The following is a 13,882-nucleotide window of genomic DNA, read 5'->3' as shown; positions in this document are numbered from 1 at the left end:
ATATACGATTCAAGTCATAAATTTGGTTTTGTTTTATTTGAAAAATTTAAAAAAATCCCGTTTTAAATATTTTAAGCATGATGCCGAAACTGTTCTTTAATAAATCGCCTTTATCAAACCCGACATTCAGCGCTGTATGGAAAGGAAGCTTGGTGTCCGGAGCAATGAGTTCCAAGCCCCAGCTGAATTGAGGTTTAGTGGTATATTCGCCGTTTTTGTTTATGAAATGGACCGAATGGGTCCCGTAATTCAGGGAGTAGCTCATCATGAGTTTGTAACGGATATCTCCCGGCAGATCCCCGCAAATTCCCAGATGATGGGCATAAAAACGATTATTGAGTACACCCCGGGTTATCCCGCTGGCTTCTTCCGGTTTGGGAGTGAAAAAGGGCGAACCGATCACTTGACCGTAGAATGTCCACCCCGACTGATAAATTCCGTTATTGAAATAATTATCGTTACCTCCGACGACCTCTCCGCTGACCGGATCATTGTGGAAGGGGCCACTCTGGCATTTGGTATAATAAAATTCGTAGACGAAACTTTTGAACCATTTGAAATTCTTTTTCCGGGTAAAATAAAGTCCGTAGAGTCCATCGGGACGGTTTCTGAATTTTTCACCCGATCCGTCTTCGAAAATATGATCGTAATAGAACTCAGCCCCCCAACGCTCGTTATTATATCTTATTTTCAAAAACTCATTACCGATGTGGTTCCCCAGTTTATTGATTTCATTTTCAGGAGCATCCCCTCCTCCGGCTTTAATAAGTACCACCCGGGCATAATCTTTGAAAGAGGTCGGGAGTTTACCGTCTTTTTCTGTCTCTCCTCCCCATTGGGCATAGTGGTCGAGTCCGGCTTCGATGCTGAGCTGGGGAATGATCGTAAATCTGATGTCCAGCATTTTGTGATGTAAGCGGGTACGGTTACCGGCATAACGATCGTCGATCATGAGGTATTCTCCGTACCGGGCTTTGAAAGACACCCATTTCCCTATCCAGGGAATTTTGATAAAATCCTGTGTATGGAGATTAATACCTGGCATACTCCGGGAATTGGTCGAATACAGCATGTCTCCGTTGGTAGAAGACAGACCGTCGTAAACAATTTCCGGTTTGATGATACCTAAATCCAGGATCAGGTTTTGCCAGCGTACACGACCGTAAAGCTGGTCGATGAAAATGCGGTGTTCTTTACGACCTAAAGCACCGGTACCTTCGAATCCGAATGAGTAGTCGAAAGCACGGGTATCGCTTTTACTGAAAGGAGTACCTACTCCGACAGTCCCCCACAAATAAGTGTCGTTTGTGATTTTTCCAAATGTGTTGGTATGCAGCCAGAAAGGAAGCCGGTCTGCTGTTACTCCACCACCGATTTCGGCCTGGTAATAGCCTTTCCGGTCCTGACCATAACCTTGTAATCCCCCGATAAACAGTAAAATAAGAGCTGTTAGACGTAGCATTTTCCTTCGTTTTTTAATAGTTGTTCTAGTATGATAATATCTTCTTTATAAGTGAATTTCATGTTACACGCTTCTCCTTTCACGATCTTGATCTCTTCCTGAGGGAGGTATTTCTTAACGACACTACAGTCATCGGTCGTTTTAAAATCCGGATCTTTCAATGCCAGGGCATAAGCTTCTTGTAAAGTTTGGTTGTGAAATCCTTGAGGAGTTTGTACCTGGTACAAAATATTCCGATCCGGAATGCGGGAGACATAGGCATGGGTGGGATCGACTTCGATGATTGTATCTGTGGCGGGAATAGCCACATTGACAGCTTTATAAGTTTGAAGTTCGGTGATGACCTCCTCGATTATTCTCCGGGTGACCAACGGACGTACAGCATCGTGAATCAGCAGATTACACGGGCGGCCGGCATAAAATTTCAACGCGGCTAAAACAGAATGATAACGTTCTTTACCACCGTCGAGAAGATGTTTTACCTTGGAAATACGGCAGTCTGAAAGGATATGTTCACACTCTTGTCGCCATTCGGGATGAATGACAACGGTAATTTCATCGATCGAAGGGGCTGAATTGAATTTTTCAAGGCTGTATTCCAAAATCGTTTTGTCGTTTATTTTTTTGAATTGTTTTGGAATACCCCCTCCGGCTCTTTGTCCTGAACCCCCGGCTAATATGACGGCAATATTTAGCATGATAAAGCACACTGGTAAATAATTGGAGACAAAGGTAATATTTTTTAGGAATATTCGCAGGAATAAAGCAGAAAGCAGTATTTTTGTTACATGATAATTCGAAATAGAAAGATGGTATTGTAATCTATTCTTTAAAGTGGCTGGAATGAGAAAATTTTTAGTAACAGGAGGAGCCGGTTTTATCGGTTCGAATCTGTGTGAATATCTTTTGAAGGCAGGGGAGGAAGTGACTTGTCTGGATAATTTTGCTACAGGTAAATTTGAAAATATAGAAGCTTTATTGAGGGAATATCCGGAGCGATTTAAATTGCAGGTGGGGGATATCCGCAAACCGGAAGATTGCCGCAAAGCAGTGGCTGAGGCGGAATATGTATTTCATGAGGCGGCTTTGGGTTCCGTACCGCGGTCGATCAATGACCCGCAGACCACCAATGAAGTGAATATTTCGGGTTTCCTGAATATGTTGGTCGCTGCCCGGGATGCCGGAGTCAGACGTTTTGTATATGCCGCCAGTTCTTCTACTTATGGCGATTCTCAGAATTTGCCCAAAGTGGAAGAGGTGATCGGGCGCCCTTTATCGCCTTATGCCATCACCAAATATGTGAACGAGCTTTATGCCGATGTGTTCGGACGGGTATATGGGATGGAATGTATCGGTTTACGTTACTTCAACGTATTCGGACGCCGGCAATCGCCGGACGGTGCTTATGCTGCCGTTATCCCGAAATTCGTGGAACAACTGATGCGGTATGAATCTCCGGTCATTAACGGAGACGGTGAATATTCCCGCGATTTTACCTATATCGACAATGTCTTACAGATGAACTGGCTGGCGATGAATACGGAGAATCCGAAGGCTGTAAATACGGTATACAATACCGCTTATGGGGAGAATACCACGTTGAATCAATTGGTCGGTTATCTCAAAGAGTTGTTGGGCTTTTACGACGCCCGGATTGCTGACGTGGATATTGTTTACGGCCCTGTCCGGAAAGGAGATATTCCGCATTCTCTGGCCTCTATCGATAAAGCCCGGCAGTTGTTGGGATACGATCCCCGGTTTAATATGAAACAGGGATTGAGGGAAGCGGTCAAATGGTATTGGGAGAATTTAAAAAGAAAGTGATGGAAGAGATTAAAATCGGAGTCGTCGGATTAGGGTATGTAGGACTTCCTTTAGCCCGTCTCTTTGCGACAAAATATGCTGTAGTCGGGTTCGATTTGAAAAAAGAACGTATCGAAGCCTTGAACCGAGGGATAGACAGGACACTGGAAGTGTCGGAAGAAGTGATGAAATCGGTATTGCGCCCCTCCGTTCCCAAACGGGGAGAGAAGGGGTTGTATTGTTCCTGTGACCCGGAAGATCTGAGAGATTGCAATTATTATATCATTACCGTGCCCACTCCTGTCGATAAACATAACCGGCCCGATCTCACTCCGTTGATCAGGGCTAGTGAGACAGTCGGTCAGGTGATTGTTCGCGGAGATATTGTCATTTATGAATCGACGGTTTATCCCGGGGCTACCGAAGAAGACTGTATCCCTGTGATAGAGCGGGTTTCAGGATTAAAATACAATGTAGATTTCTTTGCCGGTTATTCCCCCGAAAGAATCAATCCGGGAGATAAACAACATACGGTAGAAAAAATTAAAAAGGTAACTTCGGGTTCTACTCCCGGGGTGGCAGAGAAAGTGAACGCGCTCTATCATTCGGTTATCGTGGCGGGCACCCATCTGGCTCCTTCTATCAGAGTGGCCGAGGCAGCCAAGGTAATAGAAAATTCACAGCGGGATATCAATATCGCCTTTGTCAACGAATTGTCGAAAATCTTCAATTTAATGCATATCGATACACAAGCTGTGCTCGAAGCTGCCGCTACGAAGTGGAATTTTTTATCCTTCCGGCCCGGCTTGGTCGGAGGACATTGTATCGGTGTGGATCCCTATTATTTGGCCCAGAAAGCTCAGGAATACGGATACCATCCGGAAATTATCCTGGCAGGACGCAGACTGAACGACAGTATGGGCGAGTATGTGGCCAAACAAACGTTGAAGTGTATGATCCGGAAAGGACAATGTATCAAGGGATCTAAAGTTCTGGTGTTGGGGATTACTTTTAAAGAAAATTGTCCCGATGTCAGAAATACCAAAGTGGTCGATATTATCGCTGCTTTGAAAGAATTTGACTTGGAAGTCGATGTTTATGATCCCTGGGCATCTCCCGAGGAAGTACGGAAAGTCTACGGTTTAGAAATGAAGAATACCCTTCCCGCCGAAAAATACGAAGCGGTGGTATTGGCTGTTGCTCATCAGGAATTCCGGTCTTTGCGATTGAGGGAGTTGTGTAAAGAAAACGGTATTGTTTATGATGTGAAAAGTGTTGCCGGAGAGGCTGTAGAAGGACGGTTGTAACAGGAATTATTTATCGCTTGGCGGTTGCCGGAAGTTAAAAAATGAACTTAGGACAACCGCCTTTTTTATTTGTGTTTCTTCTTTAAGGGCGGGTAGACAGGACGAATTTCAATTCTCCGCCATTCATGATCTCTTCGTGAGTGATCCAGGTGCGGTCGAGTTTTTTCTCATTCAGATATACTTCCTGTACATAGATGTGCCCGTCCGACTCTTTGTTGGCTGTGATGACGAATTTTTTCTCCGGTCCTGTCGAGAGGGTTATTTTGTCGAACAGCGGAGCGCCCAACTGGTATTTTCCCTCGACCGGATTGACCGGGTAAAAGCCCATGGCCGAGAAGATATACCAGGCGGACATTTGCCCGCAATCTTCATTCCCGCAAAGGCCATCCGGGGTATTGTGATATAATCCGGTCAGAATTTTGTTGACATACAGCTGGGTTTTGTGTGGCTGCCCGACATAATTATATAAATAAGCGATGTGATGGGAAGGTTCGTTCCCATGGGCATATTGTCCGATAAAACCACTGATGTCGGGAGAGGCATTTTCGCCTTCCAGCCGGGCATCCAGGGTAAAGAGACTGTCGAGTTTGGTTATAAAAGCTTCGGCACCTCCGTGCAGGGCGATCAGCCCTTCGACATCGTGTTGCACCAACCAGGAATATTGCCAGGCGTTACCTTCGGTATATTCATCGTCCCGGTGGTTGGAATAGAGCGGGGAGAAGGGTGTTTTCCATTCTCCGGCAGAAGATTTGCCCCGCATAAAACCGGTACCGGGGTCGAAAAGATTGGTGTAATTGCGGGAGGCGTTTAAAAAGAAAAGATAGTCGTCTTCTTTTTGCAGGGCTTTGGCCATTTGAGCGATACACCAGTCATCGTAAGCATATTCGAGCGTTTTGGATACCGATTCGTTTTCGAGCTCATAAGGAATATAATGGTATTTCCGGTAAACACCCATACCGGCCCGGTCGGTGAGCGACGTTTTTTTCATCGCTTCGTAAGCCTTTTCGACATCAAAATTGCGGATGCCTTTCAGATAGGCTTCGGTGATAACAGGGATGGCATGGTTACCGATCATACAGAACGTTTCGTTGCCCGCTAGTTCCCAAACGGGTAGTAAGCCATAGGCATCATAGTGCTTGAGCATAGAATTGATCATATCCGATACCCGTTTCTTTTGGGTGATGGTGAATAAGGGATGTGCTGCCCGGTAAGTATCCCAAAGGGAAAATACCGAATATTGGTTGTGTTTATGAACACTGTGGATTTCTTTATCAGGGCCTTTATAATTACCGTTTACATCCGAGAAGAGATAAGGTGCTGTGTAAGCATGATACAAAGCGGTATAAAAATTTTCTAAGTCGGCTTCGTTCCGGCCTTCTGCTTTGATTTTTTGGAGCTGTCTTTTCCAGGCGTGGTTGGCATCCCTTTTCACTTTGTCAAAGCTCCAGTGGGAGAGTTCTTTTTCCAGATTGGCTATCGCTCCTTCGGTATTGGCAGACGAAATACTGATTTTGGCCAGGATTTTATTGGTCTTCTGGCCGAAATCGACATAGAGATAACATCCTTTGTCGGTTATTTTCTGCCCGTTTTCGAGAGGAGAGAATTTCTTGTATCCTGCTAATACTTCGCAATCCTGTGAAAATTCGATGATAAAGTACACCCGCTGGTCATTGGCCCAGCCTTGCGATTTCCGGTAACCTTCGAGGGTTCGGTTGTTGACTTTACGGATACTTGTTTCTGTCGTTCGGTCCCAGTTGCGGGCGGTGGTTAAATCGATAGTCAGAGCATGGGCCGAGTTGGCAGGGTATTGATAGTAATGGATACCGCATCGGTTGGTGACGGATAATTCTGTTTTTATACCGTTGTCGAATACAACACTGTAATAGCCGGGTTCGGCCTGCTCGTTGCGGTGGGAAAAACGGGCATATCCCGATTGGATATAAGCAGCAGGGCTGATCGATGTATCCGGTGTAGTGCTCACCGGAAGAAACCGGATATCTTGCAGATCACCGATACCTGTGCCGCTTAGATGAGTGTGAGAGAAAGAAGATATGATGCTGTCGGAATAATGATAACCTGAGGTCCAGTCCCAACCGTTACGGGGATTATCGGGGCTAAGCTGAATACCGCCGAAGGGCAGGATCGCTCCCGGAAAACAATGGCCGTGACCGTCGGTACCGATAAAAGGATTTACGTAGGCCGTTATTTTGAGTTCCTTTTCATTTTGACGACAACCGGTTATGCCCAGACATAAAAGAAGACTACAGACAAATAGAAGAGTTTTCATGGACAAAGTCGTAAATTTGAGTGTTGTTAATGATTTCAATGGATAAAGATAGAAAAAAATAAGAGACCGGGGAAACCGATCTCTTATTAATTACTAACTACTAACCTAAACATACAAACTTATGAAAAAAACGTGTCTTTTATTCTTCGTTTTGACATGACAAAGATAAGGCGGTTCCGAATAATTTACAGTTAATGGATCGTTAAATGTCCGGATAGATTTCTTTAAAACCGGGAAATTTCCCTAAAAAAGATAAAAATCAGACAGTTATTCCATTTTTAGATAAAATTCATGGGTCAAAGCGATGTATTCTTCGCTGTAATGATGGCGGGAAAGTTCTACGGTCAGATCTGTTTCGACCGGAGGAAGAGTTTGTCTTGTCAGTTGGATAAGAAGCCGCTTGGGGGCTTTTCCCGGATTGGGATGTACACGGGTGATTTTCCGGGGGAATAAATGGTATCGCCTGGCATAGGCGATTAACTGGCAAGCTTCTTCTACAGGGAGAATTACCTGGAACTTACCGTGAGGTGTAAGCAGGCGTTCGGCATGAACGATCAATTCGGTATGGGGAAGCGTGCCGGTATGCCGCGCTAAACTACGGCCGTTATCCGGTGCCGGTGTGGAGTGTACGAAAAAAGGAGGATTACAAAGGATACAGTCATAACCGATAGCAGGAAAGAAGGCTTGCAAGGCCTGGGGATATAACCGGATACGTTCGGCCCACGGACTGATTCGAATGTTATAGGCGGCTTCCCGGCAGGCCGCCGGTTCGATTTCCAGGGCATCGATCCGGGCTTGTGCGTTTCTTTGGGCTGCCATGAGTGCGATCAGGCCGGTCCCCGTACCGATATCCAAAATGGACGCCGCCTCTTCAAGCTCTGCCCACGCTCCTAATAATACACCGTCTGTTCCGACTTTCATCGGAGTATGTTCTTGATGGATGACGAATCGCTTGAATTGAAACATCGGTGGTCAGAAATGAAAAGAAGTTGAGATGGTCCGAAAGCCTTTCGGGGCACCCCGACTTCTTTATGTTTTAGGAGGAGGTTATGCTTCTTTTTTCTCTTCTTCTTTGGCTTCTTCATCCAGGTCCAGCATTCCCTTCTCGGTGAGCAGGTTGTACCACTGAATGATTTTTTTCATATCCGAGACATATACCCGTTCCTTATCATATTCCGGAACGATCTCTTCGAAATAAGCCAGAATTTTTTCAGTAGGTTCTTTGTGACTCAGTGCAGATTTTCCATTTTCTTTAGCAGAAATGCGTTTGAAAACTTCTTTCAAAGGCATATCTTCAGCCTCAGTATAAATAGAGATATCTTCCAGTGCAATAATTTTTGAATTTGAATAGGCGGGGAAACGCTTGCCATCGATAAGTGATTCGACGATAATGGCATTAGAAGAATTACTGATCAGTTTTTGTAAACCAGGCTTTCCTGAAATGGATAAAATTTCTTTTAACATAGTTCGTTATTTGAAGTTTCACAAAAATGAGTTGCAAAACTAGTGCATTTAATTGGAAATTGAAAATGTTCATCTTACAATCTGATACTAATTCATGCCTCTTTGTTTTTTGATCTTTTCGTAAGCGACGTTGATCCGGCTGAATTTTTCTTCCGCAGCTTTCCGGATATCTTCTCCGAGGTGCCCTACTTTATCGGGATGATTTTCCATTGCTATTTTGCGGTAAGCTTTTTTGATCTCTTCATTACTGGCACTGCTGTCGATGCCCAAAACCTGATAGGCGGATTCGATGTCATCGTAATACATGGATTTTACGGACATGAAAGTGACATGATCGATGCCCAGCCGGTTGGAAATATTTTCGAGCAGACCGATCTCGGCCGTACTGACGGTGCCGTCTGCTTTGGCAATACCGAACAGGAAATAGAGCAATTGTACTTTAGAAGCTTCAGGCATCTGAAAACGGATTTGCTGACATACATCGTCGACAGGGATATCTCGTGTACTCAGTTCTTTGATCATTTGCATGGCCTCACGTGTGGCTTCGATGCCGAAATTCCGGATGAGAAATGTTTTGACATAATCGAGTTCGGAACGCATGATCCGGCCGTCGGCTTTCATCACTGCGGTCGCCAACACGGTCAGACTGAAAGTAAAATCACCACGCCCGGTTTGGCCCGGAGGAATAGGTCCCCCGTCCGATGGGATCGCAATGGTCTGGATGTTGTCGAACATCGACCCGATAAACAATCCGAATAAAGCACCGAGAGGTCCCCCCAGTGCTAATCCTAAACCTGCACCAATCCATTTTCCATATTTTGCCATGACTATTTATTGTATTTTTAAATTCAACTTATTCAAAACATCCAGGACTTGCTGTACGACCATATGGTCCTCGTCGTTGTAAATGATGAAATCCGAATTTTTACATTTTTCTGTGTCGGCAGCTTGGTTTTGCATTCTTTCTTTTACCTTGTCTTCATTCGTCGCATCCCGAAGAATCACTCTTTTTAAACGGGTGGCTTCTGATGCTGTTACACAAATAATAAAATCAAAATGACGGGTGAGACCGGCTTCAAAAAGAATAGCCGATTCGAAGAAGACCAAAGGACTGTTCTGCTGTTCCCGCCAGTGTTGAAAATCACGGATTACCCGGGGATGAACGATCCGGTTCACCTGACTCAGGGCTTGTGGATTTTTGAAGATGATATCCGCTAATAATTTTTTGTCGAGCATTCCTCGGGGGGTATACAGATCCGCCCCGAACAGACCGGTAAGGTCGTTACGGATTTCTACAGAACGATTGATTAACCGGGAAGCTTCCGGGTCGGCGAGATAGACCGGATAACCCAGTTGTTTCAAGATACCGGCGATCGTACTCTTCCCTGAACCTATGCCACCTGTTAAACCGATAGAATGTATCATTATTTTTTTTCCAATATATATTCGACCTTTTGGGGGGTATAGGACAAGTTTTTGATGTAATCCGGTGCTTTTACAACCTTGACTTCCAGATAAGTGACATCTGCATTTTTCGGATAATCTACAGAAAAGATGAAATCGCTGGCTGTAATTTTATCGTATTTACTCAGTCCTATTTCATAACTGATATTGACATTATCCGGGAAGAGCCGGAGCGTCAAAGAATCGGGGACATGAAGGGGGGTGATCGGGATGATCTTCCTGGCCTCCGTAAATTGCTCTACTTGTATATCGACTTCCACAGCGGTTTCCTGAGGAGTGCAATAAGGTAAAGCGACTAATTCTGCTGTACGGGTTATATTTTTACTGATATTTTTCAGCTTGATAAGTTCGGTCGGGATACAGTGTAAAGTGTCCAGTATATTGACCGGTCCTTCTATCCAGGTACTGTCGGGAGCGACCGTTATCTGGTTGACGATATATTGTCTTTTCAGGGTGTAATCCACAATAGGCCGGATGGCTACCTTTTTCCGGCCCGATTGTGCGAATTGGAATACGATCTCTTCCGGAGCTACACTCTGTAATTGAATTTCCGTATTTAATTGACTGCTGATTTTGTCTTTGATGTCGTTGGTGTTCAGGATGAATTCCTGTATGCCTGCCTTGTCGGAGAGGGCATGATTACAATAACTGCCTACATTAAAAGTAATAGGCAGAAAAGAAGTGCGGATGCTATGTCCCAATAAAGCAAATCCTTTGGCTTTTACCGTGAGCTGGATTTGGGTGGGGAGTTCTGCAACGGGATATTTTCCCGCGGGGAAATTGGTGTACTTGACCGGATAGGTTATTTCTGTCAGATAATCTTTGCTCAAAGTGTTCAGAAACCATAAGATGGAAGCTATGACAACACAAATCAGGTAGGAGACGATATTCCGGTTGAGGTATTTCTCCTTAAACTGCTGGATTTGCTGAAGGTTGACTTTGGGCAAGTACATGGAATCGGTTTTTATGATAAAATAGTCACATCGATCCGTCGGTTTTCGGGGGATCGGCTTTCTTTTCAGAGACAGACCGGCGAAGAGGATTGGCAGGACTGAAGCCGCTGATCCGTAGTTCGGTCAGTGCATAGGTCTACCAATCGTTCCGGACGTCGGTCGGGTGATTTATTTTGCCGGAGTAGCGTCGGTCATGTCTTTTATAACTGCCGATTTGTCGATTTTCAGGCGGTTTTGGCCTTCCACTTCCATGATAATATAATAATCCCCGATTTCGAGTACTTTTCCATAAATACCTCCGGTCGTCACAATCTTATCTCCTTTTTTCAGTGAGTCACGGAAGTTTTTCAATTCTTTCTGTCTTTTCATCTGAGGACGAATCATAAAGAACCAGAATACGACGATGATCAGGATCAAGGGTAAGAAATTCATTAAACCGTTGCTTTGTTGTTGTAATACAATAAGTAATGTGTTCATAATTGTTGTTTATTAATTTAAAATGATTTGATTTTATTCTTTTACAGTCGCGGTAAAACTCAGGATAACCTGTTTTTCCGGAATGTTTGCAAATATACGGATTTCTTTGTATTGTTTACCGTATCTGCCTTCAGAGTTGAAGGCAATTTCTATTTTTCCTTCTTTCCCGGGGCGAACGGGAGCTTTGTCATAATCGGCTGTTGTACATCCACATCCCGTTTCCACATTTTTAATCAGCAGGTTTTGGGTCCCTGTGTTTTTGAAATAGAAGGTATGGGTTACCGTTTCACCTTGGGTGATGTTACCGAAGTCCCAGGTCTTCTTTATCCATTCCACCCGGGTGTCGGCTGGCGGAACGGAAGAATTTTGTTTTTCTTTACACGAAAAAAGAAATAGATAAAAAGTAAAAAGTAGAAAATAAGAAATTTGTTTCTTCATCTTCGATTAAAAAATCAGGTGTTTTACGGAGTAATTTTTTTCTTTGATATTATTCAGGACCTCTACGCCTATTTCCAGATGTTGTTTAACGAAATTCTGCGTGACGTGTTTGTCCGATTCGGCTGTTTTTATTCCGTCGGAGATCATGGGACGGTCGGAGACTAACAGTAAGGCACCTGTCGGGATACGATTGGCAAAACCGACAGTAAAGATCGTGGCCGTTTCCATATCGACCGCCATGGCCCGGGTACTTTTCAGGTATTCTTTAAAACGATCGTCGTATTCCCATACCCGTCGGTTCGTCGTGTAGACTACGCCGGTATAATATTCCCGCCCATGATTCGTGATGGCCTTCGAACAGGCTTTTTGAATGCTGAAAGCCGGTAGGGCAGGCACTTCGTGAGGCAGATAATCGTCGGAGGTTCCTTCGCCTTTTATCGCAGCGATGGGAAGAATATAATCACCCACGGAGTTCTTTTCCTTAATCCCGCCACATTTACCGATAAAAAGCACGGCTTCGGGCTCTATGGCCGAAAGTAAATCCAGTATGGTGGCGGCATTCGGACTGCCCATACCGAAATTGACCAGCGTAATCCCGTTACAGGAGACATTAGGCATGGTCTTGTCTGCTCCGACGATAGGTACCTGATATAATTCGGAGAATAGTTCCAGATAATATTCGAAGTTGGTGAGTAAAATATATTTTGAAAAATCTTTTAATTCTCTTCCCGTATACCGGGGTAACCAATTGTCTACAATGTCTTTCTTTGTTTTCATAACCTGATCTTTGATCTTTTTGTTATCTTTGGATAAGATTAGGATGCGGTTTGGTAGGGTCAAATTGAAAATAAATTTTCATTTGTCACTGTTCTCACCTTTCACTATCTTTGACCGATTTTGCAAAATGCAATCCCCGGCCTTTCAGAACATAAAAATAGAATATTATTGTCAAACGACAAAATGATATGGATAGAGAACTGGATAAACTCAGGAATATAAGGATTGAAGACTATACTTACAATTTGCCCGACGAACGGATAGCAAAATTCCCTTTGGCCGAACGAGAGGCTTCTAAATTGTTGATATATAGGGGTGGACGGATAGAAGAAAGTCGTTTTTCAGAGGTGCGTCACCTCCTTAGGGCTGGACAGATGCTTGTGTTCAACAATACGAAAGTCATTCATGCCCGTCTGTTTTTCCGCAAGGCGACAGGAGCTGTGATCGAAGTGTTTTGTCTCGAACCGTATCTGCCGGTCGATTATGCTCAGAATTTTGCAGCTCGTGATAGTTGTGAATGGAGTTGTATGGTGGGGAACCTGAAAAAATGGAAGGAAGGGAGCATTGCCTGTGACTTTACCTATGGCGAAGCGACCTATCGGTTAACCGCCGAAAAGGTGCGGCAACAAGAGGGGGAGTTGATTATCCGTTTTAGCTGGACGGGAGGTCTTTCGTTCAGTGAAGTGCTGGAAGGATGCGGCCGGATTCCGATCCCTCCTTATCTGAACCGGGAATCGGAAGCTTCCGATGAAGTCCGATACCAAACGGTGTATTCCAAAGAAGAAGGGTCTGTGGCAGCTCCGACTGCCGGATTACATTTTACCCGGGCGATTTTAAACGATCTGAAAGAGAAAGGTGTGCATGTCCGGGAATTGACCTTGCATGTCGGGGCAGGTACTTTCCGGCCGGTAAAAGCAGAGACGATCGGAGATCACGATATGCATACGGAACATTTGGTCATTTCCCGCGAATTGGTAGAACAATTGAAGGAGAAGACCGGTGATATCGTTGCAGTGGGAACAACCTCGGTACGTACGTTGGAAAGTTTATACTGGATGGGGGTGAAACGCCTGGCAGGACAGGAGGATTTTTTTACGCTAGGACAATGGGAAGCGTATACTTTACCTCAGGATTATTCTTTGAGGGAAGCCATGGAAGCCTTGTGCGGTTGGTTCGACACAGCTTGTCAGGAGTTGCTGAAAGCCCGTACGACGATTATTATTGTTCCCGGGTACCGCTATCGGGTGATCGATGCCATGTTCACTAATTTCCATCAGCCCCAAAGTACCCTGTTGTTATTGGTCGGTGCAGCTGTCGGAGAGGATTGGCACAAAATTTATGATTACGCGCTGGCTCATGATTTCCGGTTTTTGAGTTATGGAGATAGTAGTTTGTTGGAGGTGAAAAAGTCATAGGCTATAAACTAAAGGCGAAAATAAAGCGAGGAGAA

14 protein-coding genes are annotated in these 13,882 nt (G+C 44.5%); 3 read left to right on the top strand and 11 right to left on the bottom strand.

What is annotated here, in order from left to right:
• Positions 1 to 46 precede the first annotated feature (46 nt).
• On the bottom strand, positions 47 to 1,462 hold the full coding sequence (locus tag WS34_RS02275) for a capsule assembly Wzi family protein (RefSeq protein ID WP_022160596.1): 1,416 nt from the start codon (positions 1,460 to 1,462) through the stop codon (positions 47 to 49).
• Entirely contained in the window at positions 1,450 to 2,160 is a 711-nt protein-coding gene (gene ispD / locus WS34_RS02270; protein WP_022160595.1) for a 2-C-methyl-D-erythritol 4-phosphate cytidylyltransferase, read from the bottom strand. Before ispD ends, WS34_RS02275 begins: the two co-directional genes overlap by 13 nt.
• Positions 2,161 to 2,305: 145 nt before the next feature.
• Here ispD and WS34_RS02265 point away from each other — a divergent pair, with 145 nt between their 5' ends.
• Positions 2,306 to 3,286, top strand: coding sequence for an SDR family oxidoreductase (locus tag WS34_RS02265; protein ID WP_013613692.1), 981 nt, complete (start codon positions 2,306 to 2,308; stop codon positions 3,284 to 3,286).
• Complete coding sequence (locus WS34_RS02260) at positions 3,286 to 4,572, top strand: nucleotide sugar dehydrogenase (protein WP_022160594.1); 1,287 nt, start codon at positions 3,286 to 3,288, stop codon at positions 4,570 to 4,572. The genes WS34_RS02265 and WS34_RS02260 overlap by 1 nt, the downstream gene beginning before the upstream one ends.
• A gap of 82 nt (positions 4,573 to 4,654) precedes the next feature.
• Here WS34_RS02260 and WS34_RS02255 read toward each other — a convergent pair whose 3' ends face one another.
• From WS34_RS02255 to WS34_RS02215, 9 genes are all read right to left on the bottom strand, one after another.
• Positions 4,655 to 6,859, bottom strand: coding sequence for a GH92 family glycosyl hydrolase (locus tag WS34_RS02255; RefSeq protein WP_046402887.1), 2,205 nt, complete (start codon positions 6,857 to 6,859; stop codon positions 4,655 to 4,657).
• 267 nt (positions 6,860 to 7,126) lie between these two features.
• Positions 7,127 to 7,825 carry a tRNA1(Val) (adenine(37)-N6)-methyltransferase gene (locus WS34_RS02250; RefSeq protein WP_046402885.1) on the bottom strand — a complete coding sequence of 233 codons (699 nt, stop codon included), beginning with the start codon at positions 7,823 to 7,825 and terminating at the stop codon, positions 7,127 to 7,129.
• Between the two features lie 81 nt (positions 7,826 to 7,906).
• Entirely contained in the window at positions 7,907 to 8,323 is a 417-nt protein-coding gene (locus WS34_RS02245) for a DUF5606 family protein (RefSeq protein ID WP_013613696.1), read from the bottom strand.
• Between the two features lie 87 nt (positions 8,324 to 8,410).
• The gene (locus tag WS34_RS02240) at positions 8,411 to 9,148 is read right to left on the bottom strand and encodes a TerB family tellurite resistance protein (RefSeq protein WP_013613697.1); all 738 of its coding nucleotides are present in this window, start codon (positions 9,146 to 9,148) and stop codon (positions 8,411 to 8,413) included.
• 6 nt (positions 9,149 to 9,154) lie between these two features.
• A complete protein-coding gene (gene coaE / locus WS34_RS02235) occupies positions 9,155 to 9,748 on the bottom strand; it encodes a dephospho-CoA kinase (protein WP_013613698.1) in 594 nt (197 codons plus the stop codon).
• The gene (locus WS34_RS02230; RefSeq protein WP_013613699.1) at positions 9,748 to 10,740 is read right to left on the bottom strand and encodes a YbbR-like domain-containing protein; all 993 of its coding nucleotides are present in this window, start codon (positions 10,738 to 10,740) and stop codon (positions 9,748 to 9,750) included. The genes coaE and WS34_RS02230 overlap by 1 nt, the downstream gene beginning before the upstream one ends.
• Before the next feature lie 168 nt (positions 10,741 to 10,908).
• Positions 10,909 to 11,217: a preprotein translocase subunit YajC gene (yajC, locus tag WS34_RS02225; RefSeq protein ID WP_013613700.1), complete on the bottom strand. Its 309-nt coding sequence runs from the start codon at positions 11,215 to 11,217 to the stop codon at positions 10,909 to 10,911.
• Between the two features lie 33 nt (positions 11,218 to 11,250).
• Positions 11,251 to 11,655 (bottom strand): DUF1573 domain-containing protein, encoded by a 405-nt coding sequence (locus tag WS34_RS02220; RefSeq protein WP_046402881.1) that lies wholly within the window; start codon positions 11,653 to 11,655, stop codon positions 11,251 to 11,253.
• 6 nt (positions 11,656 to 11,661) lie between these two features.
• On the bottom strand, positions 11,662 to 12,432 hold the full coding sequence (locus WS34_RS02215) for an AMP nucleosidase (RefSeq protein WP_013613702.1): 771 nt from the start codon (positions 12,430 to 12,432) through the stop codon (positions 11,662 to 11,664).
• Between the two features lie 188 nt (positions 12,433 to 12,620).
• Between WS34_RS02215 and WS34_RS02210 the strand changes: the two genes are divergently transcribed.
• Positions 12,621 to 13,847, top strand: a complete 1,227-nt coding sequence (locus WS34_RS02210; protein WP_046402879.1) for an S-adenosylmethionine:tRNA ribosyltransferase-isomerase — start codon at positions 12,621 to 12,623, stop codon at positions 13,845 to 13,847.
• The last annotated feature ends 35 nt before the right edge of the window (positions 13,848 to 13,882 follow it).

The sequence above is a fragment of the Odoribacter sp. N15.MGS-14 genome (assembly GCF_000980245.1).
In the GTDB taxonomy this organism is placed as follows: Bacteria; Bacteroidota; Bacteroidia; order Bacteroidales; family Marinifilaceae; genus Odoribacter; species Odoribacter splanchnicus.
Note: the sequence above shows the minus strand (reverse complement) of the source record. Positions and strands in the feature narration are given on the sequence as shown.

Bases quoted from the DNA above. Each gene is read 5' to 3' on its own strand.
- WS34_RS02275 (WP_022160596.1), bottom strand. From the start codon at position 1,462: ATGCTACGTCTAACAGCTCTTATTTTACTGTTTATCGGGGGATTACAA.
- ispD (WP_022160595.1), bottom strand. From the start codon at position 2,160: ATGCTAAATATTGCCGTCATATTAGCCGGGGGTTCAGGACAAAGAGCC.
- WS34_RS02265 (WP_013613692.1), top strand. From the start codon at position 2,306: ATGAGAAAATTTTTAGTAACAGGAGGAGCCGGTTTTATCGGTTCGAAT.
- WS34_RS02260 (WP_022160594.1), top strand. From the start codon at position 3,286: ATGGAAGAGATTAAAATCGGAGTCGTCGGATTAGGGTATGTAGGACTT.
- WS34_RS02255 (WP_046402887.1), bottom strand. From the start codon at position 6,859: ATGAAAACTCTTCTATTTGTCTGTAGTCTTCTTTTATGTCTGGGCATA.
- WS34_RS02250 (WP_046402885.1), bottom strand. From the start codon at position 7,825: ATGTTTCAATTCAAGCGATTCGTCATCCATCAAGAACATACTCCGATG.
- WS34_RS02245 (WP_013613696.1), bottom strand. From the start codon at position 8,323: ATGTTAAAAGAAATTTTATCCATTTCAGGAAAGCCTGGTTTACAAAAA.
- WS34_RS02240 (WP_013613697.1), bottom strand. From the start codon at position 9,148: ATGGCAAAATATGGAAAATGGATTGGTGCAGGTTTAGGATTAGCACTG.
- coaE (WP_013613698.1), bottom strand. From the start codon at position 9,748: ATGATACATTCTATCGGTTTAACAGGTGGCATAGGTTCAGGGAAGAGT.
- WS34_RS02230 (WP_013613699.1), bottom strand. From the start codon at position 10,740: ATGTACTTGCCCAAAGTCAACCTTCAGCAAATCCAGCAGTTTAAGGAG.
- yajC (WP_013613700.1), bottom strand. From the start codon at position 11,217: ATGAACACATTACTTATTGTATTACAACAACAAAGCAACGGTTTAATG.
- WS34_RS02220 (WP_046402881.1), bottom strand. From the start codon at position 11,655: ATGAAGAAACAAATTTCTTATTTTCTACTTTTTACTTTTTATCTATTT.
- WS34_RS02215 (WP_013613702.1), bottom strand. From the start codon at position 12,432: ATGAAAACAAAGAAAGACATTGTAGACAATTGGTTACCCCGGTATACG.
- WS34_RS02210 (WP_046402879.1), top strand. From the start codon at position 12,621: ATGGATAGAGAACTGGATAAACTCAGGAATATAAGGATTGAAGACTAT.